This is a genomic window from Micromonospora echinofusca (assembly GCF_900091445.1).
Lineage (GTDB): Bacteria > Actinomycetota > Actinomycetes > Mycobacteriales > Micromonosporaceae > Micromonospora > Micromonospora echinofusca.
Map to the genome: position 1 here is coordinate 5,809,998 of NZ_LT607733.1, position 20,532 is coordinate 5,830,529.

Here is a 20,532-nt window from a genome sequence, read left to right on the forward strand (position 1 = left end):
GCGCGCTCAGGCGGTCGGGTGCAGGGTCGTCACGGTGGTGGCCGCCGGGGCGGTGGCGTAGACGCCGGGGCCGTGCTGGCCGTCCACGGGGCGGGCCGGGGCGCCCGACCGGCGCGCCACCTCCCGCACCGCCTTGACCAGCGCCTCCACGTGGTCGTCGAGCGCCGCCACCCGCAGCATCGGCGGGGCGACGCGCCCACCGGGCAGCACCACGACGGCCAGGGTGTGCGACGGGGCGGACGTCGCCGTCACCGCGTCCACCAGCGGGCCGAAGGGCGCGTCGGCCCGGGGCCGCAGCACCAGGCAGCGCTGGGTCCAGCCGCCGCCGCGCAGCCCGGTCCAGGTCTCCGCCGGGGGCGCCGGCGCCAGGTCCAGCCCGGCCGCCGAGACCACCGCCGCCCGCAGCTCGTCGCGGCCGAGCGGCCGGTGGTCGAGCCCGGCCGCGGTCAGCGCCTTGCCCAGCCGGCCGATCCCGGCGGCCAGCGTGCGGTGCACGCCGGGCATGCCGCCGCCCCGGCTGACGGTCTCGACGCGGGCGTCGCGTACGGACAGCCGCAGCGCCAGCCAGACCGTCCGGTGCGCCGCCGGGGGCGCACCCGGTGCCGGGTACCAGACCAGGGTGTGCGACACCACCTGGGCGCGGGTGACCGGGCCGGTGAAGTCGGCCAGCACGCGCAGCGCCCGGTCCAGCACCGCCGCCTCGACCGATCCGGCGGGCGCCCCGGCGCGGCCCTGCAACGCCACCGCCGCGAACCAGCCCTGCGCGTCCTGCCCGATGCCGAGCCGGGTGCCACGGTCGGTGAGTTCCGTCACAGTCAGCTCGGGGGCGAGAGCGGCCAGCCTCGGGTCGGCCCCGCCGCCCGCCGCGACGGTGCTCCTGGCCGCCTCCCGACGCCGCCGCAGCCGGCGGCGCAGCAGCAGGTCCTCGTACCACCAGCGGCCGCCGCGGCGGGCGAAGACAGCGACCGCCACCGCCAGCGACAGCGCTCCGACGGTGGCGGCGAGCCAGACGGGGCCGCCCAGCGCCGCCCAGACGGCCAGGGCGCAGAGCTCCAGCACGACGAGCTGCCCCACGGCGACGGGACCGATCCGACCACGGTCGCGCCGGTCGGCCGGGACGACCGGCCGCCCGGCGACGCCGGACGGCTGCGGTGCCGGACGACCGGGTGGCGCCTGAACCTGCGTCATCGCTGACAGTCCTTTCTGGACGGCGGAGCGTCCGCCGGATCGGGTCGGGCGCTGGTCCCGGTGACCCGTCGACGGCCCCTTATCGTAGGGAAGCCCGCGACACCGACTCGGACCTGCTCGTCGCGGACCCACCCCCGCCGGAGGTAAGTCATGCGGACCCGCCGCGATCAGGTGCAGGCGTACCGCTTCGTCACCCGCCGGATCGTCTCGGCGCTGCTGTCGGGCGACCCCGAGACCAGCAACCTGCCGATGCGGCGGCTCGGCATGGCGGTCTTCGGCAGCGTGATCGCCGCTGCCGTGGTGCTCGGCGGCGTGGGCGCGTACGGGCAGTTCACCGGCAACACGGCGCCGCTGGAGCCGAACACCCTGGTGATCGAGCGGGAGACCGGGGCGACGTACGTCTTCGTCGACGGCAAGCTGCACCCGACCCTCAACTACGCCTCGGCCCGGCTGATTATCAACGAGCCGGCCCCGCAGGTGCGCACGATGTCCCAGGCGTCGATCCGGGACCGGCCCCGGGGCCGTACGGTCGGCATCGTCGGCGCCCCCGACGCGCTGCCGGACCGCAAGTCCCTGACGGGCCTGCCCTGGTCCGTGTGCGACGTCCCGGACCCGGCCGACCCCCGCCGCTCCGGCACGCGGGTGGTGATCGACCGCCCGCTGCCCGGCGGCGCGCCGCTCGGCGACCGGGCTGTGCTGGTGGAGGCCGACGGCCAGCGGCACCTGCTCACCGGCGACACGCGGTTGCAGGTGAGCGGCGGCGACTCCGCGCTGGCCGCGCTGCGGATGGCCAACGCGCCCCGCCTGCCCGTGGGGCAGCAGTTGCTCAACGCCGTGCCGGCCGGGCCGGTCCTGCGCAAGCCGGCGATCGCGGGCGAGGACGAGGCCAGCACCCTGACCGAGCGCCCGGCCAAGGTCGGTCAGGTGTTCCGGGCGGCGGGCCAGCACTACGTGCTCACCCGGGAGGGCCTCTCCGCGATCGGCGAGATCAGCGCGCTGCTGCTGCTGCGCGACGGCGGCCAGGTCACCGACATCACCCCGGCCCAGGCCGGCAAGCTGCTGACCGACCAGCGGGCGGAGGAGGCCGGGATGCCGCAGGCCCTGCCCACGCTGCACCCGGTCGACGCCGGCCGGACGGCGGTCTGCGCGACCTACCGGGCGGGCGCCGACGGTGGGCCGCCCACCACCACGTTGGAGGTCTTCGACCGCGTGCCGGCGGAGCTGGCCGAGCCCGCCGGTGTCCCGGTGCGGCAGAGCGCCCGCGACGGCGTACGGACCGCCGAGGGCGTGCTGCTGCCCGGCGGCAAGGGCGTGCTCGTGCAGGCCACCCCGGGCGCCGGCGAGAGCGGCACGGCCGCCCCCGGCGCCACCGTCCATCTGATCAGCGCCCAGGGCGTCCGCTACCCGCTCGGCGTCGGCGCGATGTCGGCGCTGGGCTACGAGGGGGTCACCCCGTTGGCCGTACCCGCGTCGCTGCTGGCCCTCGTGCCCACGGGGCCCACCCTCTCGCGGGACGCCGCGCTCTCCCACTTCGCGCCCGGCCCCGCGCCGTCGGCCCCGGCGAAGCCGACGGGCGGTGCGGCGAAGCCGACGGACAGCCCCGCCCCGGAGCGGTCCGGTGCGCCGGTGACGCCCTCCGGGGAACCGGAGTCGGAGGCGCCTGCCTCGCCGGACGCGTCGTCCGCCAGCCCGGGAGCGGACGGCTGAGGTCGGCCCGGCCGCGACCGGGGCGGGGCCGCGTCCGGACTTGACGGATCGACGCCGGTAGCGGGTCGCCCGCCTCGTGCCGGTCGACTAACCTGAGGCTCACCAACGGATATCGACGATGACGTACGGGGATGCCATGACCGGGCGCACGACAGTCGACCTGCTGTCCCTGGAAGACTTCCACCAGAAGTTGGCCAACCGGCTGACCGAGGCGGAGAAGGCGTTGCGGAAGCTGCGCACCGAGATGCAGAGCCGGCCACCGGCGCTGGGCTCGTTCGCCGACGCCACCGAGAACTCCCGCCGCTACTCCGAGATCCACCAGTCCTACGTGGACCAGGTCGACCGGCTGCGTGCCGCGGTGAAGGCGGCGCAGAGCGCCACCGCGACGATCCTGGCCAACTACCGCACCGCCGAGGAGCGCAACGCGGCCAACTCCGCCGACATCGCCGCCGCGCTCAACGGGGTGGACGACGCGTTGAAGCGGAAGGAGGAACCGCGTGTCTGAATACACCCAGCGCTACCAGCACGTCAGCCACCAGCAGCTCTACGACGGCGTGATGGCCGGTCAGCCGGGCCAGATCGACGGCGTCGCCGCGCAGTGGACGGCGCTCAAGGGCATGCTCGACGGGCTGTCCCGCGAGCTCAGCGGCGACCTCGACAAGCTCGCCAACACCTGGACGGGCTCGGCCTCGCAGGAGTTCCAGCGGCGGTTGACGCTCGTCACCGACTACGCCGACAAGCTCGGCGACGGCATGGCGGACGTCAGCCGGGGCCTGACCCTGATGGCCGGCGAGCTGCGCACCGCCCGCGCGCAGGCGGAGAGCCCGGCCGAGACCGACGACCACGACCAGGCGCTCTCCGGCGCGGCCAAGGGTGCCGTGTTCGGCGTGCCGGGCATCGTGGTCGGCGGGCTGCTGGGTCACCAGCAGGACAAGGCCGAGCAGGAGAAGGCGCACCAGCGGATGGTCAACGTGGTGGCCGAGCTGGCCGCCGGCTACGACCTCTCCGCCTACGGCCGGCTCGTCGCGCCGCCGCCGCCGCACCCGGACACCCCCGGCCTGACCAGCCGCGACTCCTCGACGACCCCGCGCAGCGGCCCGGGCGCCACCACGCCGACGGCCGCGCCGACCGCCTCCGGCCTCGCCGGGCAGCCGGGCGGCGTCACCGTCGCGGCCCCCGCCACGCCGAGTTCGGGGCCGGGTGGCGGTGGCTCCGGGACGGCCACGCCGGGCACCGTCGGCGGCGGGCACCCGGGCGTCAGCCCGGTCTCCGGCGCTCCGGGCGGCGTAGCGGCCGGCACCTCCCTCGCCGGTGCCACGCTGCTGACCGGCGTGACCGCCACGACGGGGTCCGCCGGGCTGGGCGGCACCTCGACGGCCTCGGCCGGCGGGCCGGGCATGCAGTTCGGCCCGCAGGGTGGCCCGGCCGGAGGGGTGCTCGGCACCGGTGCCCTCGCGGCGAGCGGCAACGCGCCGACCTCTGCGGTCCGCGCCGCCGGCGGCAGCCCGGTGGCCGACAACCGGTCCGCCGCCGGAATGGGCCGGCGCTTCGACAACGCGCGGGACGGTTCGCGACAGGGCGACCGGGCGGCCAGCGCGGCGGGCCGCGCACGCGGCGCCACGGGGCGCCCCGGCGTCCTGGGCGGCAGCCAGGGGGCGCACGACGACGACACCGACGGCCGGCTGACCTGGTTGACGGAGGACGACATGGTCTGGGGCGACGGCGCAGCCGCCGCTCCGCCCGTGCTCGGCACCGACGGCTGACCCACCACCGCACGACGACGGCCCACCCGGCGGGCGTACCACCGGGTGGGCCGTCGCACGTCCGGCGCCGCCCCGGCCGGACGATCCATTTCGGACACCGTGGCGGCGGTCACCCGTTCCCGGGCGGTCGCCGTGCTGCACGCGCCGGGCGCGGGCGATAGGTTGGACACGTGCCGTCCGTAGCGTCCGTCGACCCGTTCTGGTCGGTCACGCTGCGCTCCCTGCGCGAGCTGACCCGCCTGGCGGTCGCCGCGCTCGTGCTCGCCGTGGGCCTCGGCGCCGCCGCCGCACCGGCACCGTCCGCCACCGGCCCGGCCGCTGTCACCGCCGCCGTTCCGGCCGCCGACGCCCGGCTCGCGCTGACGCGTCGGGAGCCGATGGCGGAGCACGTCAGCGGTGCCGCCGCCGCACCGGCGCCGCGGATCGCCGCCGCACCGGCCGACACCTCCGCCGCCCCGGTGGCCCGCCCGGACGGCCCCGCCCGCGACCCCGGCCGGGGCGACCCCGCCCGGCGCGGTCCGCCCGTCGCCTGACCGTCGGCCACCGGCTGCACAGCCAGGGGCGCCGCCCGCGACGAACCGTCGCCGCGCGACACGGGTCCCTCCGACCCGCTCCCCTGCTCCGGTCGCCACGTCGCCGGCCCACCCGGCCGCCCGCCGCCCCGTGACGGTCCGCCGCCGGGTCGGCCACCGCCGCGGTACGCCCCGCACGCGCGCCCGATACCCACCCGCCCGTACGCCGGGCACAGACCCTGTCGATTCCCCTCGATCGACCGCGAGGTGCTGACCATGCAAAACGTGTTCTCCTCCGTCCTGCTCGACGTGCCCCGGGCCGCCGTGATCTGGCTGAGCCTGCTCGGCGTCGTCGCCGTCGCCGTGGCCGGCCTGCTGCTGCTGCGGCCCGGCCGGCTCACGTTCGACGCCGGTTCCCGGATCCGGCGCGCCGCGATGCCGAGCGAGTTGGAACGGGTCGAGGAGGAGCGCGAACGCTCCCGGTACGCCGGGGAGGTCTCGGTCGCCGCGGAACGGGCCGCCACCACCGCCGCCCGGTTGCGGGCCGAGTGGCTGGCCGCGCAGGAGGAGGTCGAGGCGGCCTGGCAGGCGTACGAGGCCGCCGAGGCGGACGTCCGTCGGCTGGCGGTCGCCGAGGCGATGCCCCTGCCGCGTACCGTCCGGACGCCCGCCGAGTACGCGGAGCGCGAGCGCTTCCTGCACCGGGCCGCCCTCGACGCGTACTGGCGCAAGGAGCTGTCGGTGGAGCAGCTCAGCGACGTCTTCGCGCACCGCGACGGCTGGGACCCGCGGCTGCACCCGGTCGAGCAGGAACTCGTCCTGCGCCGGGCCGTACGGGACAACCTGCTCGCCCGGCAGCGGGCGGCTCGGGAACGGGAGCAGGCCGCGTGGCGGGCCGCCGAGACCGCCGCCGAGGCGGCGCGCAGCCTGCGGGACGAGGCGTTCGCGGCGGTCAGCCCCCGCGCCGAGGAGTCGCCGTCGCTGCTGCCGCTGATCGAGGGCGCCGGTACGGCGGAGCAGACCCGGGAGTTCCCGGTGCTGACCGGCCGCGACGTGCCGTCGGTCGCCCGGGGCCGGGCGGCGGTCCCCGCGTACTGACCGGCGACCGGGGCGCAACCGGTCCCGCTGGGCTAGCGTGACGGTGTGTCCAGGGAAGCGTGGGTCGTCGTCGGCGTCGTGGCGGTCGTCACGTTGGTCGGCGCGGTGGTGCTGGCCATCCGTGTGATCCGCACCCGCCGGCTGCTCGGCACGCTCGGGGTGAGCGGCAAGGTGGCCTTCTACGGCGCGCTGCTCTACACCGTCCTGCCGATCGACCTGCTTCCCGACCCCATCTACCTGGACGACATGGCGGTGCTGACCGGCGCGCTGCTCTACCTCGGCCGGCTGGTCCGGCAGCGGCGCGCCGCGAACCGACCGCTGACCGGCGCACCCGACGTGCCGGCCGACCCCGCCCGGAGCCGGCGCCACGTGCCATGATCGCTGCCGCACCGCGAGACAGGGGACCGACATGCCCGGCGACCATCGGTTGGCGCCCCACGACGAGCGGGTCGTGGCGTTCTGCCGGGAACGGCACCTGGCCACGTTGACCACCCTGCGCCCGGACGGCACCCCGCACGTCGTACCGGTGGGGGTCACCTTCGACGCGGCGGCCGGCCTGGCCCGGGTGATCACGGGCGGGGCGTCCCGCAAGGCCCGGCACGTGGCCGCCGCAGGCCCCGGGGGCGCCCCGGTGGCCGTCTGCCACGTCGACGGGCGACGTTGGCTGACCATCGAGGGACGGGCCGTCGTGCGTGCCGACCGGCCGGCCGTGGCCGAGGCCGAACGCCGGTACGCCGAGCGCTACCGGACCCCCCGCCCGAATCCCGACCGGGTGGTCATCGAGATCACCGTGACCCGCCTGCTGGGCAGCCTGTGACCATCTGACCGGTTCGTCCGGTATCGCCGCCCCGTCCTCCGTCGAAGCCGCGCGATCGAGGACGTCGCCCGCACGGCGCCGGGCGTGTGACGCGCGGCATCCGTACGCCGGAATCCTGCTGCCCACCGGCCGGTTGAACCCGACGTGCGGCCGTACGCCGGCCGCGCGGGCCAGGAATGTCCTCCTCAGCAGGACCGTTGCGTCCCCGAGTACGCCCGCGGGCCGACCGCCGCGGGGCGTCGAATCCCCACAGAGCCGAGCGCCTTTCCCCGGTGCTGCACGCCTCCCCGCCGGAGGCGTCGACCCCCGATTGGAGCCCGACCATGAATTCGATCGTGCAGAGGAGCGGCCTCTCCGTCGCCGGTCTGCTGGTGGCCGGCGGCTGCCTCGCGGGCCCGGCGGCCACCGCCCAGGCCGCACCGGCGGCGACCGCGCCGGTCGGTTCGGTGCACACCGACGGCCACACCGACAGGAACGGCCGCGCGGACCGGCGCGCCGAGCGCTCGGTGGGCATCGAGTACCAGGCCCAGCCCAACTTCTACTACTGCGGCCCGGCCGCGACCCGGATCGCCCTGTCGGCGCTGGGCAAGGCGCTGTCCCAGGACGAGGTCGCCAAGCGGCTCGGCACCACCGAGGCCGGCACCGACTCCGCCCTGGACACCACCCGCGTGCTCAACGAGCTGACCGGCCGGGGATACCGGACCACCGAGATCCGGGACTCGGTGGCCAGGCCGGAGCAGGTCGACCGGCTGCGCTCCGACGTGGTCGCGGCCCTCGACGAGGGCCGGCCGGTGGTGGCCAACATCAAGGGCACCGCCGTCGACACGGTCGGCAACCCGCACTCGTACGAGGGTGGGCACTACCTGACCCTGGTGGGCTACCGCGACGGCGGGGACCTGATCCGCATCGCCGACCCGGCCGCCCCCGAGGGCGAGTACTGGATGACGCTGGAGAAGGTCGCCAACTGGATCGCCGAGCGCGGCTACTCGTCCTGACCCGTACCCCGACGAGGGCAGGTCCCCACGCGGGGCCGGCCCTCGTCGGCCGCTCGCGACCGGGACCGGCGGGCGGCCGTCGTCGGTGAGGGACGTCGATCGCTCGCCGTGGGTTCGGTCGACGGTTCGCGGGTACCAGGGCTCACAGCCGACCGTTCCGCAACCGGTAAGGGGCAGACATGACCAACCCATCCGCAACCAGCGGTCAGGACGTGGTGGACGTCCTCACCGCCGACCACCGTGAGGTCGAAGCACTCTTCGTGCAGTTGGAGAGCCGGCAGGGCACCCCCGAGCACCGCCGGCAGCTGGCCGACGTGATGATCGCCGAGCTGGTCCGTCACGCCGTCGCCGAGGAGATGCACGTCTATCCGACCGCCCGCAAGGCACTGCCTGACGGCGACCAGATCGCCGAGCACGAGATCTCCGAGCACGCCGACGCCGAGCGGACCATGAAGGAGCTGGAGTCGGTCGACCCGTCCGACCCGCGCTTCGACGAACTGCTGGCGCACCTGACCAGCACGATCCGGCACCACGTCAAGGACGAGGAGTCGGACCTCTTCCCCCGCCTGCGCGCCGCCGTGGCCAGCGAGGAGATGGTCGAACTGGCCGAGAAGGTGGAGGCGACCAAGAAGACCGCCCCGACCCGGCCGCACCCGGCCGCGCCCGACCGGCCGCCGGCGAACCGGCTGCTCAACCCGGGCGCAGGCCTGGTGGACCGGATGCGCGACGCGTTGAGCGGCCGCGCCACGTCGATGGCGGAGCTGGGCGAGAAGCAGCGCTGACCGCCCGCGCCCACGGTGGCCACGCCCGGCCCGGGGCGTGGCCACCTTCGTGCGCACCGGCGGCGCCGGTCGGGTCCGCCCCCGCGAGGTCACGCGGAGCCGGTCGGTCAGGGCTCCGGCGCGATCCGGCGCAGGCCGTCCGCCTCGGAGACGATGACCGCCTCCATCGGGCAGGAGTCCGCGGCGTCGACCAGCGCGTCGTCCGGCGCCACCCGCTCGACCAGCGGACGGGCCAGCCCGTCCACCAGCACGAAGTGCTTCGGCGCGGTGCCCGCGCAGATCCCCGACCCGATGCACCGGGTCGGGTCCACATGCACCCGCCACTGCTCGTTCGACTCACTCACCGGTTCACCACCTCACCGGCATGGCGACGAGGCCCCGCACCAGCAGGCCGCTCTTCCAGGTCAGTTCGGCTTCCGGCACGGCCAGCCTCAGGTCGGGCGTGCGGTCGATCAGGGTCTCCAGGACGACCTGGAGCTCCATCCGGGCCAGCTGGGCGCCGACGCAGTGGTGCACCCCGTGGCCGAAGCCGAGATGAGGGTTCGCCTCCCGGGTCAGGTCGAGGCGGTCCGCCTCGGCGAAGACCGTCTCGTCCCGGTTGGCCGACGAGATCGACACCACCACGGGCTCGCCGGCGCGCACCAGCACGCCGCCCAGCTCGACGTCCTCCAGGGCGTAGCGGGCGAAGGCCGAGGACGCGCCGAGCGGCACGAACCGCATCAGCTCCTCGACGGCACCCGGCACCAGCTCCGGCCGGGCCCGCAGCCGGGCCCACTCGTCGGGGTGGTCGAGCAGCGCGTACACGAAGTTGGGGATCTGGGTGACCGTCGTCTCGTGCCCGGCGGCGAGCAGCCCGGCGGCCAGCCGCACGACCTCGTCCTCCGCGAGCCGGTCGTCGGCGTCCCGGGCCCGGACCATCGCGCCGAGCAGGTCGTCGGTGGGCTGCTCGCGTCGCCGGGCGATCAGCTCGCCCATGTACGCGAAGAGGCTGTCGATGTACTCCTGGGCCCGCTCCGGGGTCAGCGAGGTGGTCGACACGATCGCCTCCGACCAGGTGTGGAAGCGGTCCTGGTCGGACACCGGGACGCCGAGCAGGTCGCAGATGACCCGGATCGGCAGCGGGGTGGCCAGGTGTGCCACGAGATCGGCCGGCGGACCGGCGGCGAGCATGCCGTCAACCAGCTCGTGGGCCACCTGCCGGGTACGCGGCCGCAGCTCCTCCACCCGCCGGGCGGTGAACGCCTTCGCCACCAGTCGGCGCAGCCGGGTGTGCTCCGGCGGATCCATCGACAGGATCCCGCCCTCCTGCTGCCGCGGCGAGTTGCGGGGCTCGTCCCGGCCCACCGAGGCGGCCCGGCTGAACCGGGCGTCGCCGAGCACGGTGCGGACGTCGGCGTGACGGGTGGCGAGCCAGGCCGGCTCGCCGTACGGCATGCGGATGCGGGTGAGCGGTTCGTCCCGGCGCAGCCGGGCGTAGCGCGGGTCGAGGTCGAGCCGGTCGGGGTCGCTGAACGGATAACGCTGGGGGGCGGTCGTCTCGGGGGCCTCAGTCACCGGATGACTTCCTCTCGTCACGGCGCCCCAAGGGGTGGGCACCGGCCCGGTCGGGGACTACTCCACGTTGAGTCATGTTCCGACTGCGGATGGTAGCGAGAGTGGTCGATCCTTGGCTAGCGGTACGCGTCGATCGGCGCAAAGCGAGCGTCCCGGGCCGTCGACCGCGACGACCCGGGACGCCCAACAGGCTCAGCGGACCTGGTCGCCCTCGCCGGTACGCGTCTGGGCCTGGTCCACGCCCTTGTCGATCTGCTCGTCGTACTTGCCGCCGGTGCGCTTGTCGGCCATGTCGCCGCCCTTCTCCAGGCCCTGGTCGACCTGCTTGTCGTGCTTGTCGGCGAAGTCCTTGGCCTTGTCCATGAAGTCGCTCATCGGGTCCTCCTCGAATCCGGGTCCGATCTCTGCGTTCCCTGAGGTCGCTGGCGCAAACAGACGGACGGGCGACCGGAGCGCGATCGGGAAACGGGTGGTCTGCCCCGGCGCCTGGGCCGCCCAACTAGCGTGAAAGGGGACGCGGGTGTCGGATGGACGCCGGCCGGGTACCGACTCGCCGGAGATCGAGGAGGGCCGACGTGGTCGCAGACGGTGCCGGGCGTACGCCCGAGGGGACGACGGACCGGGGCGCGGGCCCCCGACAGACCTGGGCCGCGCTTCCCTGGCTGGTCCGCTCGGCCGTGGTGTGGAGCGCCTGCCTGGTGGTGGTCGTCGCCGGGCTGTACCTGCTCGGAAAGATCGCGGTGCTGCTGGCGCCGCTGGCCATCGCGCTGGCCGCCACCATCTTCCTCACCGCCCTGCTCGACCCGGTGCAGCTCGCCCTGCGCCGGCTCCGGCTGCCCGCCTCCCTCGCCGCCCTGCTCACCGTGCTGCTGCTGCTCGGCCTGCTGTTCGGCGTCGGCGCGCTGGTGTGGAGCCTCACCGCGGGCCAGTTCAGCGAGTTGAGCCAGGAACTGGGGCAGGGAGTGCAACGCACCCGGGACTTCGTGACCTCGACGTTGCCGGTCACCGACCAGCAGATCGACCGGCTGCTCGGCCAGGCCCGCGAGGGCCTCGGGCAGGACTCGGTCGATCCGGTCTCCAGCGCCAGGACGGCCGCGGAGGTGCTCGGCTCGGCGCTGCTCGCGCTCGTCCTGCTGTTCTTCCTGCTCAAGGACGGCCGCTCCATGTGGCACTGGACGCTGTCCCGGGCGACCGGGCCGAACCGGACGGTGACCGCCGAGGCGGGCCGGACGGGTTGGCGGACGCTCGGCGCGTACAGCCGGGGCACGATGATGATCGCCGCGATCGACGCGATCGGCATCGGCCTGGCGCTGGTGCTGCTCCGGGTGCCGCTGGCCCTCCCGCTCGCGCTCATCACCTTCTTCGGCGGCTTCATCCCGATCATCGGGGCGACCGTGGCCGGCGCGGTGGCGGTGCTGGTCGCCCTCGCGGCGAAGGGACCGGTGACCGCGCTGCTCGTCCTGGCCGCCGTGATCGCCGTACAGCAGATCGAGGGCAACCTGCTCGAGCCGCTGATCATGAAGCGCCAGGTACGCCTGCACCCGGCGGTGATCCTGGTGGCGGTGACCGCCGGCACCCTGATCGCCGGCATCGCTGGGGCCTTCGTCTCGGTGCCGATCACCGCCGTCGTCTGGCGGATCGTCGACACCGTCCAGCAACACCGCCGACACCCGGCACCCCCGACCCCCGCCTGACCCCGGGGACGGCGCTCAGCGGGAGGCCGGCAGGTGGGTGGTGAACCAGTCGGCGGCGCAGTGGGCGACCTGCTCCAGGGTGCCGGGTTCCTCGAAGAGGTGGGTGGCACCCGGGATCACCGTCAGCTCGGCCGTCTCCGGCAGCGCCTCCTGTGCCTGCTCGTTGAGCGTGATCACCTGCTCGTCGAGGCCGCCGACCAGCAGCAGCGTGGGCGCGCGCACCTGGCCGAGGGCCGGGCCGGCCAGGTCGGGGCGGCCGCCCCGGGAGACCACCGCGCCGACGAGGTCCGGTCGGGCGGCTGCCGCCACCAGGGCGGCGGCCGCCCCGGTGCTGGCCCCGAAGAGGCCAATCGGCACCGCGCCGGAGGGTCGCTCGGCCGCCAGCCAGTCCACGATCGCGGCGAGCCGTTCCGCGAGCAGGGTGATGTCGAAGCGCAGCTCGGCGGTCCGGGCGTCCACCTGGTCCTCGGCCGGGGTGAGCAGGTCGACCAGCACGGTGCCGAGGGCGGCGCGGTTGAGCACGTGCGCCACGGCGGTGTTGCGCGGGCTGTGCCGGGAGCTGCCGCTGCCGTGCGCGAAGAGCACCACGCCGGCCGGCTCCGCCGGGATCAGCAGATCGGCCGGGAGTTCGGCGTCCCCCGCCGGGATCGTCACCGCACTGCTGCGCATGTCCATCTCGCCTCCGTACGTCCTCGGTCTCCGGCCGCATACCCGTCCTCCGGGCCGGCAAGCCGCCCGGCGCGGCCGGCGTTTGTCGCCCGGGGGCCCGGGTAGGCGGCGGATGACCGCAGGCCGTACCGGCGCAACCGCGCCCCGACGGATCGCGAGGATCGCCATGGCGCAGCAGCGAGAGACCCGGCAGCAGGACACGGACCGGGACCGGCGGGAACAGGACACCGAACGCGGCCGGGACTGGGCGGACGACGCGGCCCAGGCGCGCACGGCCGACGACCCGCGGGCGACGGCGCCCCGCGACGCCGCCGGCCGCCCGTCACAGGGCAGGCCCGTCTGACCGGCGGCGCCACCGTCGAGGGCACGCAGACCGGTGCCGCCGGCCCGTCGTGACGTACGCGGGCCGGCGGCGGCCGGTCACGGCTCGTTCTCGGGCAGGCGGAGCAGGGGCGCACGCCCCGGGGCCTGCTCCGGGGCCGGGCCGGACACCTCCGCCGGGGGGATCGGCATCGTCACCGGCTCCCCGCAGGTGACCCGCACCGGCTCGCCGTGGTGCCGCAGCTCCAGCACGTCCCCCGGGTCGCCGCGGCGCAGCGCGTACGTGGTCTCGTGCGGCCGGACGTCGACCCGCAGCCGCATCCCGCGCCACTGGAGCGAGAACTCCAGCCGCTCCAGCCGGCTGGACAGCCGCGGCGCGAAGGACAGGTTGCCGTCGTGGTCGCGCAGCCCGCCGAACCCGGCCACCAGGGCGATCCAGGCGCCGGCGAGCGAGGCCATGTGCACGCCGTCGCGGGTGTTCTCGTTGAGGTCGTGCAGGTCCATCAGGGCGGCCTCGCGCAGGTAGATGTGCGCCAGCTCCGGGTGGCCCACCTCGGCCGCCAGCACCGCCTGGGTGCACGCCGACAGCGAGGAGTCGCGCACCGTACGTCGCTCGTAGTAGAGGAAGTTGCGCAGCTTCTGCTCCGGGGTGAAGGCGTCGCCCCGCCAGTGCATCGCCAGGACCAGGTCCGCCTGCTTGACGACCTGCTTGCGGTACAGGTCGAAGTACGGGTAGTGCAGCAGCAGCGGGTACTTCTCCGGCGGGGTCTGCGCGAAGTCCCACTCCTGGAGCCGGGTGAAGCCCTCGACCTGCTCGTGGACGTCGATCTCCTCGTCGTACGGGACGTGCATGGCGGCGGCCGCGTCCCGCCAGGCCGCCGCCTCCTCGTTGGTGACGCCGAGGTGGAACGCCTCGTCCCGGTAGCGCGTCACGGCGTCGGCGGCGGCGATCAGGTTCCGCTGCGCCATCAGGTTGGTGTAGATGTTGTCGTTCTTGACGGCCGTGTACTCGTCGGGGCCGGTGACCCCGTCGATGTGGAACTGGCCGTGCCGGTCGTGGTGGCCCAGGGAGCGCCAGAGCCGGGCGGTCTCGACCAGCAGTTCGAGCCCGATCTCGCGTTCCAGTTCGGTGTCCTGGGTGACCTGCACGTAGCGGCGCAGCGCGTCGGCGATGCCGGCCGCGATGTGGAAGGCGGCGGTGCCCGCCGGCCAGTACCCCGACGACTCCGGCCCCTCGATGGTGCGCCAGGGGAACGCCGCCCCCTCCAGGTTGAGCGTCCGGGCCCGCTCGTGGGCGGCGGCCAGGGTGCCGTGCCGCCAGTGCAGCGCGTCCCGCACGGCGGCCGGATGGGTGTACGTGAGCACCGGCAGGACGAACATCTCCGTGTCCCAGAACGCGTGCCCGTCGTACCCCGGGCCGGTCAGGCCCTTCGCGGCGATGGGCCGCCGCTCCGCCCGGGAGCCCGCCTGGAGGACGTGGAACATGCCGAAGCGGACGGCCTGCTGGATCTCCGGGTCGCCCTCCACCACCACGTCGGCGGCCTCCCAGAACTCCTCGAGGTATTCGCGCTGCTCGCGGCGCAGCCCGTCCCAGCCGTCGAGTCGCGCCCCGGTCAGGGCGGCCTCGACCTGGTCGCGCATCGCCGGCAGCGACCGTCGGCTCGACCAGCCGTACGCGAGGTACTTGACCACCCGCAGCGTCTCGCCGGGCTGGAGCACGCACCCGATGGTGGTGCGCACCCAGTCCTCGTACCCCTCGGACTGGATGGTCTTGCGCGCCGGGGCGTACACCTCGTGTTCCATCGCGGCGGCCACCCGCAGCCCGGAGACCTTGGTCCGGTGGATCAGCAGCCCGCCGTCGGCGGTGGTGAGCTCCTCCTCGGCCTGCAACGGCGACTCCAGCACGGCCGCGACCCGCGGGTCCCTGCTCTGCGGGGGCAGCGCCTCGTTCGCCACGAGTTCCGACTGGAGGATCAGCCGCAGCGGGCCGTCCACCGCCTCCACCTCGTAGTTGATCGCGGCGACGGCGCGCTGGGTGAACGAGACCAGCCGGGTGCTGCGGACCTTGACCTCGCGGCCGGCCGGGGAGCGCCAGTGCAGTTCCCGGTGCAGGGTCCCGGCGCGCAGGTCGAGGACCCGCTCGTGGGCGAGGAGTTCGCCGTAGCGGACGTCGAGCGGCTCGTCGTCGACCAGCAGCCGGATCAGCTTGCCGTTGGTCACGTTGACGATCGTCTGGCCGGACTCGGGGAACCCGAAGCCGGCCTCCGCGTACGGCAGCGGGCGCAGCTCGTAGAAGGAGTTGAGGTAGGTGCCGGGCAGGCCGTGCGGCTCCCCCTCGTCCAGGTTGCCGCGCAGCCCGACGTGCCCGTTGGAGAGGGCGAAGACCGACTCCGACTGGGCCAGGACGTCCATGTCCAGCCGCGTCTCCCGGACGTGCCACGGCTCGACCGGATAGGCGCGTTCCCGGATCACGCGGGCCGCCCGGTGTCGAGCAGTTCGGCGAGGTCGGTGACCACGACGTCGGCGCCGTGGGCCAGCAGGTCGGCGGCCTGGCCGACCCGGTCGACGCCCACCACGTACCCGAATCCGCCGGCCCGCCCGGCGGCCACCCCGGCGAGGGCGTCCTCGAAGACGGCGGCGTCGCGCGGGTCGACCCCGAGCAGCCGCGCGCCGGCCAGGAAGGTGTCCGGGGCCGGCTTGCCGCGTAGCCCCTCGGCGCGGGCGACGAGCCCGTCGACCCGGGCCTCCAGCAGCGGTTCCAGCCCGGCGGCGGCCACCACCTCCCGGCCGTTGGCGCTGGCCGTGACGACCGCCCGGCGCAGGCCGGCGGCGACCGCCGCCTCCAGGTAGGTCACGGAGCCGGGGTAGACGTCCACGCCGTGCGTACGCAGCCGCTCCAGCAGCAGCACGTTCTTGCTGTTGCCGACGCCGTTGACGGTGTCGGCGTCCGGCGGGTCGTCGGGCGAACCCTCCGGCAGCACGATGCCCCGGGAGGCGAGGAAGGTGCGCACCCCGTCGGCGCGCGGCCGGCCGTCGACGTAGCGGTTGTAGTCCAGCCCCGGATCGAAGGGGCGGAACTCCTCGCCGGTGACGGCGGCGCGGCGGCGCAGGAAGCCGTCGAACGTCTCGGTCCAGGCGGCGTTGTGCACCCGGGCGGTCTGCGTCAGCACACCGTCCAGATCGAAGAGACAGGCGGTCACGTGAGCAGGCAGGCCCAACACGGTACGAATCTATCCAGACCTCCGGGTCCGCAAACCGCTTTCGGTCCCCTTTGCCGCCCGGCTCAGTTAGGGCGCAGCGTCCAGACCACGGTCATCTCGCCGGTCTGCTTGCCCTCCTCGGTGGCGATGGCCACCTGCACGGGGAACTCCGGCCGGCTGCCGGACTCCAGCTCCGCGACCACCTCGGCGACCGGTCGGCAGAGGCGCGCGGTGGCCCGCACCGGCCCCATGGCCAGCTTCCGGTACGCGATGTCGGCGCGCACGGCCAGCGGCGTGGCCCGGTCGAGCAGCGTGCCGAACGCGGCCAGCACGACGGCGCCGGAGGCGGTCTCGCCGAGGGTGAACATGGCCCCGGCGTGCGGGCCACCGACGTGGTTGTGGGTGGCCGGCGCGTCGGGCAGCCGGACGGTCACCCGTACGCCGCCCTCCGCCTCGGGGGCCACCTCGACGAATTCGATGCCGAGCGTGCGGGCGAACGGCACGGCCTCCAGGATGCCGGCCGCCACCTGGCGCGAGTCGATGGTCATGACCCGACGTTACTAGCCGGTAACTTCCCCGGCAAGGGTCGCCCCCCCCGTCAGCGCCAGCCCACGTCGATCCGGTCGCCGCGCTCGTCGAAGAAGTGCAGCGCGTCCATGCGTACGGAGACGGCCAGGGGGTGACCGGCGGAGACCCCCGGGTACGGCGCGAGCCGGACCGCCAGCTCGGCCGGGCGCCGGTGGTGCCGGCCCGGGTCGTTGAGCACGCTGGTGCGGGTCACACCGGTCGGCGCGGCCACCTCCTCCGCGGCGCGCCCGGTCAGCCGCTGCACGACCTGCCCGAAGCGGCGCCGGCCGCGCTGGGTGGCGGGCGCGTCGGCCCTCGCGCCCATCTCGTCCACCACGATGGCGGTGGCCCCGACGTCGAGGAAGGCGAGCGACTCGTGCCCGTGGTGCTCCAGGTAGCGGATCCGGCCGTGCAGCACGGCGCCCTGGGCGTCCGGCGCCACCGGGGTGAGCGCCTCGGCCCGCATCCCGACGACGATCCGTTCCCCGTGGTAGTGCGCGACGGCCCGGCTGCGGATGTCGTCCCACGGCAGGTGCAGCGCCTGCTCGCCGAGGGTGAGGGTGACGTAGCGGTCGAGATGGACGTAGACCGAGGCCTCCAGCAGGTTCATCCGCGGGCTGCCCAGGAACGCGGCCACGTAGAGGGTGGCCGGGCGGCCGTAGACCTGGGTGGGGGTGCCGACGTCCTGGAGGACGCCCTTGCGCATGATGGCGACCCGGTCGGCCATGGTCAGCGCCTCGGCCTGGTCGTGGGTGACGTAGATGGTGGTGACGCCCAGCTCCCGGGTCAGGCCCGAGATCTCCGCCCGCAGCTCGGCGCGCAGCCCGCTGTCGAGGTTGGACAGCGGCTCGTCCATCAGGAACACGCCCGGGCGGCGCACGATCGCCCGGCCCATCGCGACCCGCTGGCGCTGCCCGCCGGAGAGCTGGCTGGGCTTGCGGCCGAGCACGTCGCCGATGCCGAGCGCGCTGGCCACGTCGGTGACCCGCTCGTCGCGCGGCTCGGGCTCCAACCCGGCCAGCTTGAGCGGGAAGGCGATGTTGTCGCCGACGGTCATGTGCGGGTAGAGCGCGAAGTCCTGGAAGACCATGGCGATCTTCCGGTCGCGCGGCGGCAGGTCGTTGGCCAGCTCGCCGTCGAGCATGACCGCGCCCGACGTCGGGTCCTCCAGCCCGGCCACCATCCTCAGCACGGTGGACTTGCCGCAGCCCGACGGGCCGAGCAGCACCATGAACTCGCCGTCCTCGACGTCGAGGTTGACCTTGTCGACGGCCAGCGTGCCGTCCCTGAACACCTTCGTGACGTCCTTGAGCGCGACGGTTGTCACCGTGCCCTCCCCCCAGCTCGTCGGGCGAACCCCGAATGACTGTGACGAGGATCATCCGTTTCGCCCATCGGGTAAACGTGCCATGTTCGGCTTGTGACGGCCCTGTGACGCCCACCCGCCGGGACGACGCCGCGCGCTCACCGCTCGCCGAGGAAGACCCGCCGGACGACCCGCTCGGCGGCGTGGCCGTCGTCGAGCGCGCAGAACCGGGCCCGGAACCGCTGCCGGGCCTTGCGCGCCGCCTCCGCGTCGACCCCGCCGGCGCGGAACAGGTCGAGCAGGTCGTCGAAGCTGGTGGCCACCGCGCCCGGTGGCTCCGCGGTCACGTCGAAGTAGACGCCCCGGGCCAGCCGGTACGCCTCCCAGTCGGGGGCGTAGACCACGATCGGCCGGTCGAGCACGGCGTAGTCGAACATCGCCGAGGAGTAGTCGGTGATCAGCACGTCCGCCACGAGGTAGAGGTCCTCCACGCACGGGTGGCCGCTGACGTCGCGTACCCGGTCGCGCTCCGCCGGGCGGCGGGTAGGGCGGTCCCGGTCGTGGAAGTAGTGGCTGCGCATCAGCAGCCGGCCGGCCGGGCCGAGCACGTCGAGCAGCCGCTCGGGGTCGAACGGCGGCCGGTAGCCGGGCAGGTGCTCCCGGTGCGTCGGGGCGTACAGGACGACCTGCTCGCCGGGCCCGAGGCCGAACCCGGCCCGTAGCCGCAGCACCTCCTCGGCGGTCGCGGTGACCAGCCGGTCGTTGCGCGGATAGCCGACCTCCAGCGTCGTGTACGCGGCCGGGTACGCGCGCTCCCACATCTGGCTGGAGAAGCTGTTCGCGCTGATGCTGTAGTCCCAGCGGTCCACCCGGCGCAACAGCCCGGCGAAGTCCATCCCGACCGCGCCGACCGGGTACCGCTGCTGGTCGAGCCCCATCACCTTCACCGGCGTGCCGTGGTGGGTCTGCACGTGCACGGTGCCCGGCCGCTTGCGGACGTGGTCCGGGAAGTTGACGTTGTTGACGAGCCAGCGCGCCCGCGCCAGCGCCCGGTAGTACGCGCGCGTCCCGGCGACCACGTACGCGACACCCTCCGGCACGGTGTGCACGCGGTCGCGCCGGACGACCCACACCCCGCGCACCTGCGGCGCCAGCCGGCGGGCCGCCTCGAAGATCGCGGCCGGGTTGTCCGCGTACCCCCGGTACCAGTAGGCCGCGTAGACGGCCAGCGTGGGGTCGACCGGCCGGCGCAGCTCGGCCCGGTAGTACTCGCGCAGCAGGGTGTCCCGGGCCGCCCGGGCCGCGCGCCGGGCCGGGGGCGCCAGTCGCCGCTTCGTGCCCCGCGCGGTACGCCGGGCGGCGTCGCGCGCCCGGTAGGCGGCGCGCAGCGCGCTGAACGTACGCCAGCGGCCGGCGGCCACCAGCCGGTGCTTGAGCCCCTCGGCACCGGCCGGCGTCGGGTAGCCGCCCGGCGGCAGCCAGCGCGCGTGGTCGGCGGCGATCTGGGCGAAGAAGGCCGGGCGCAGCGCGGGGGCGATCCGCTCCCCGTTGCCGAGCACGGTCAGGTAGTGCCAGATCATCCGCTCGAACAGCGCGGGGCGCAGGTCGTCGACGTCCGCTCCGCCAGCGTCCAGCAGCCGGAACACCCGGTGCCACTGGTCGAAGACCTCGAAGTGCCGCTCGCCCCTGGTCCGGGTGATCGCCCCGGTGCGGCGCTGCCGGTAGTTCACGCAGACCCGGTCCAGCACGCCGATCCGCTCGGCGGCCAGCAGCACCGGGTAGCTGAACGAGACGTCCTCGTACCAGCCGGGGGCGAAGCGCAGGCCCTGCTCCAGCAGGAACCGTCGGCGGACCAGCCGGTTCCAGGCGGTGTGCAGCAGCCGCAGCATCTCGGGCCGGTCCCGCAGCCGGAAGGTCTGCTCGCCGGGCGACTCCGGGAAGACCTCCGCCATCGCGCTGCGGCTGGTGGCGTTGTTCCAGTGGGTCCGGACGTGGTCGACCAGGAGCACGTCAGGGCGGGTCGCGCGCAGGCGCCCGGCCACCTCGGCCAGGCAGTCCGGCGCGAGCCAGTCGTCGCCGTCGACGAACCAGACGTACTCGCCGGTGGCCCGGTCCAGCCCGACGTTGCGGGCCGGACCGAGCCCGACGTTCTCCGTCAGCCGGACGGCGTGCACCCGCGGGTCGCGGGCCGCGTACTCGGCGAGGAGCCCGCCGCTGTCGTCCGGCGAACAGTCGTCGACGCCGATCACCTCGATGTCGGCGACCGGCTGGTCGAGGATGGAGTCCAGGCACTCGCGCAGGTAGCCCTGCACCCGGTAGGCCGGCACGACGAAGCTGATCAGTGTCATCGGCCGGCCCC

Annotated in this window: 21 protein-coding genes; 11 read left to right on the forward strand and 10 right to left on the reverse strand. The window is 74.8% G+C overall.

Annotated features, from left to right (window positions below; genetic code table 11):
• Window positions 1–6: 6 nt before the first annotated feature.
• A complete protein-coding gene (locus GA0070610_RS24900; protein WP_089002287.1) occupies window positions 7–1,188 on the reverse strand; it encodes a type VII secretion protein EccE in 1,182 nt (393 codons plus the stop codon).
• Between the two features lie 150 nt (window positions 1,189–1,338).
• Between GA0070610_RS24900 and eccB the strand changes: the two genes are divergently transcribed.
• The 9 genes from eccB to GA0070610_RS24945 all read left to right on the forward strand — a co-directional run bounded on the left by eccB (window position 1,339) and on the right by GA0070610_RS24945 (window position 8,862).
• Window positions 1,339–2,895, forward strand: a complete 1,557-nt coding sequence (gene eccB, locus GA0070610_RS24905; RefSeq protein WP_089002288.1) for a type VII secretion protein EccB — start codon at window positions 1,339–1,341, stop codon at window positions 2,893–2,895.
• Between the two features lie 118 nt (window positions 2,896–3,013).
• On the forward strand, window positions 3,014–3,400 hold the full coding sequence (locus tag GA0070610_RS24910) for a hypothetical protein (RefSeq protein WP_231925804.1): 387 nt from the start codon (window positions 3,014–3,016) through the stop codon (window positions 3,398–3,400).
• Window positions 3,393–4,658 (forward strand): WXG100 family type VII secretion target, encoded by a 1,266-nt coding sequence (locus GA0070610_RS31740; RefSeq protein ID WP_089002290.1) that lies wholly within the window; start codon window positions 3,393–3,395, stop codon window positions 4,656–4,658. Before GA0070610_RS24910 ends, GA0070610_RS31740 begins: the two co-directional genes overlap by 8 nt.
• A gap of 170 nt (window positions 4,659–4,828) precedes the next feature.
• Window positions 4,829–5,191: a hypothetical protein gene (locus tag GA0070610_RS24920; protein WP_089002291.1), complete on the forward strand. Its 363-nt coding sequence runs from the start codon at window positions 4,829–4,831 to the stop codon at window positions 5,189–5,191.
• 255 nt (window positions 5,192–5,446) lie between these two features.
• Window positions 5,447–6,268 (forward strand): hypothetical protein, encoded by an 822-nt coding sequence (locus GA0070610_RS24925; protein WP_089003722.1) that lies wholly within the window; start codon window positions 5,447–5,449, stop codon window positions 6,266–6,268.
• Window positions 6,269–6,313: 45 nt separating this feature from the next.
• Window positions 6,314–6,646: a DUF1232 domain-containing protein gene (locus GA0070610_RS24930; protein WP_089002292.1), complete on the forward strand. Its 333-nt coding sequence runs from the start codon at window positions 6,314–6,316 to the stop codon at window positions 6,644–6,646.
• Between the two features lie 31 nt (window positions 6,647–6,677).
• Entirely contained in the window at window positions 6,678–7,085 is a 408-nt protein-coding gene (locus GA0070610_RS24935; protein ID WP_089002293.1) for a pyridoxamine 5'-phosphate oxidase family protein, read from the forward strand.
• 323 nt (window positions 7,086–7,408) lie between these two features.
• On the forward strand, window positions 7,409–8,080 hold the full coding sequence (locus GA0070610_RS24940; protein WP_089002294.1) for a C39 family peptidase: 672 nt from the start codon (window positions 7,409–7,411) through the stop codon (window positions 8,078–8,080).
• Window positions 8,081–8,259: 179 nt separating this feature from the next.
• A complete protein-coding gene (locus GA0070610_RS24945; protein ID WP_089002295.1) occupies window positions 8,260–8,862 on the forward strand; it encodes a hemerythrin domain-containing protein in 603 nt (200 codons plus the stop codon).
• A gap of 107 nt (window positions 8,863–8,969) precedes the next feature.
• On the opposite strand, the gene GA0070610_RS24950 is transcribed toward GA0070610_RS24945, so the two are convergent.
• From GA0070610_RS24950 to GA0070610_RS24960, 3 genes are all read right to left on the reverse strand, one after another.
• Window positions 8,970–9,206 (reverse strand): ferredoxin, encoded by a 237-nt coding sequence (locus GA0070610_RS24950; protein ID WP_089002296.1) that lies wholly within the window; start codon window positions 9,204–9,206, stop codon window positions 8,970–8,972.
• Between the two features lie 4 nt (window positions 9,207–9,210).
• Entirely contained in the window at window positions 9,211–10,416 is a 1,206-nt protein-coding gene (locus GA0070610_RS24955; protein ID WP_089002297.1) for a cytochrome P450, read from the reverse strand.
• A gap of 192 nt (window positions 10,417–10,608) precedes the next feature.
• Window positions 10,609–10,791 (reverse strand): antitoxin, encoded by a 183-nt coding sequence (locus GA0070610_RS24960; protein WP_089002298.1) that lies wholly within the window; start codon window positions 10,789–10,791, stop codon window positions 10,609–10,611.
• Between the two features lie 200 nt (window positions 10,792–10,991).
• On the opposite strand from GA0070610_RS24960, the gene GA0070610_RS24965 reads away from it, so the two are divergent.
• Window positions 10,992–12,110 carry an AI-2E family transporter gene (locus GA0070610_RS24965; protein WP_231925805.1) on the forward strand — a complete coding sequence of 373 codons (1,119 nt, stop codon included), beginning with the start codon at window positions 10,992–10,994 and terminating at the stop codon, window positions 12,108–12,110.
• Window positions 12,111–12,125: 15 nt separating this feature from the next.
• On the opposite strand, the gene GA0070610_RS24970 is transcribed toward GA0070610_RS24965, so the two are convergent.
• Entirely contained in the window at window positions 12,126–12,785 is a 660-nt protein-coding gene (locus GA0070610_RS24970) for a dienelactone hydrolase family protein (protein WP_089002300.1), read from the reverse strand.
• Window positions 12,786–12,945: 160 nt separating this feature from the next.
• On the opposite strand from GA0070610_RS24970, the gene GA0070610_RS30985 reads away from it, so the two are divergent.
• On the forward strand, window positions 12,946–13,122 hold the full coding sequence (locus GA0070610_RS30985; RefSeq protein ID WP_172896590.1) for a hypothetical protein: 177 nt from the start codon (window positions 12,946–12,948) through the stop codon (window positions 13,120–13,122).
• A 77-nt stretch (window positions 13,123–13,199) separates the two neighbouring features.
• On the opposite strand, the gene GA0070610_RS24975 is transcribed toward GA0070610_RS30985, so the two are convergent.
• From GA0070610_RS24975 to GA0070610_RS24995, 5 genes are all read right to left on the reverse strand, one after another.
• Window positions 13,200–15,572, reverse strand: coding sequence for a glycoside hydrolase family 65 protein (locus GA0070610_RS24975; protein WP_089002301.1), 2,373 nt, complete (start codon window positions 15,570–15,572; stop codon window positions 13,200–13,202).
• Window positions 15,569–16,321 (reverse strand): HAD-IA family hydrolase, encoded by a 753-nt coding sequence (locus GA0070610_RS24980; protein ID WP_089002302.1) that lies wholly within the window; start codon window positions 16,319–16,321, stop codon window positions 15,569–15,571. The genes GA0070610_RS24975 and GA0070610_RS24980 overlap by 4 nt, the downstream gene beginning before the upstream one ends.
• Window positions 16,322–16,383: 62 nt before the next feature.
• Window positions 16,384–16,848: a DUF4442 domain-containing protein gene (locus GA0070610_RS24985; protein ID WP_089002303.1), complete on the reverse strand. Its 465-nt coding sequence runs from the start codon at window positions 16,846–16,848 to the stop codon at window positions 16,384–16,386.
• A gap of 50 nt (window positions 16,849–16,898) precedes the next feature.
• Window positions 16,899–18,194 (reverse strand): ABC transporter ATP-binding protein, encoded by a 1,296-nt coding sequence (locus GA0070610_RS24990; RefSeq protein WP_089002304.1) that lies wholly within the window; start codon window positions 18,192–18,194, stop codon window positions 16,899–16,901.
• 137 nt (window positions 18,195–18,331) lie between these two features.
• Window positions 18,332–20,521: a bifunctional glycosyltransferase/CDP-glycerol:glycerophosphate glycerophosphotransferase gene (locus GA0070610_RS24995; protein WP_089002305.1), complete on the reverse strand. Its 2,190-nt coding sequence runs from the start codon at window positions 20,519–20,521 to the stop codon at window positions 18,332–18,334.
• Between the last annotated feature and the right edge of the window lie 11 nt (window positions 20,522–20,532).

Excerpts from the sequence above, each read along its gene's own strand:
- GA0070610_RS24900 (WP_089002287.1), bottom strand. The coding sequence starts at position 1,188 with ATGACGCAGGTTCAGGCGCCACCCGGTCGTCCGGCACCGCAGCCGTCC.
- eccB (WP_089002288.1), top strand. The coding sequence starts at position 1,339 with ATGCGGACCCGCCGCGATCAGGTGCAGGCGTACCGCTTCGTCACCCGC.
- GA0070610_RS24910 (WP_231925804.1), top strand. The coding sequence starts at position 3,014 with ATGACGTACGGGGATGCCATGACCGGGCGCACGACAGTCGACCTGCTG.
- GA0070610_RS24925 (WP_089003722.1), top strand. The coding sequence starts at position 5,447 with ATGCAAAACGTGTTCTCCTCCGTCCTGCTCGACGTGCCCCGGGCCGCC.
- GA0070610_RS24935 (WP_089002293.1), top strand. The coding sequence starts at position 6,678 with ATGCCCGGCGACCATCGGTTGGCGCCCCACGACGAGCGGGTCGTGGCG.
- GA0070610_RS24940 (WP_089002294.1), top strand. The coding sequence starts at position 7,409 with ATGAATTCGATCGTGCAGAGGAGCGGCCTCTCCGTCGCCGGTCTGCTG.
- GA0070610_RS24945 (WP_089002295.1), top strand. The coding sequence starts at position 8,260 with ATGACCAACCCATCCGCAACCAGCGGTCAGGACGTGGTGGACGTCCTC.
- GA0070610_RS24960 (WP_089002298.1), bottom strand. The coding sequence starts at position 10,791 with ATGAGCGACTTCATGGACAAGGCCAAGGACTTCGCCGACAAGCACGAC.
- GA0070610_RS24970 (WP_089002300.1), bottom strand. The coding sequence starts at position 12,785 with ATGGACATGCGCAGCAGTGCGGTGACGATCCCGGCGGGGGACGCCGAA.
- GA0070610_RS30985 (WP_172896590.1), top strand. The coding sequence starts at position 12,946 with ATGGCGCAGCAGCGAGAGACCCGGCAGCAGGACACGGACCGGGACCGG.
- GA0070610_RS24985 (WP_089002303.1), bottom strand. The coding sequence starts at position 16,848 with ATGACCATCGACTCGCGCCAGGTGGCGGCCGGCATCCTGGAGGCCGTG.
- GA0070610_RS24995 (WP_089002305.1), bottom strand. The coding sequence starts at position 20,521 with ATGACACTGATCAGCTTCGTCGTGCCGGCCTACCGGGTGCAGGGCTAC.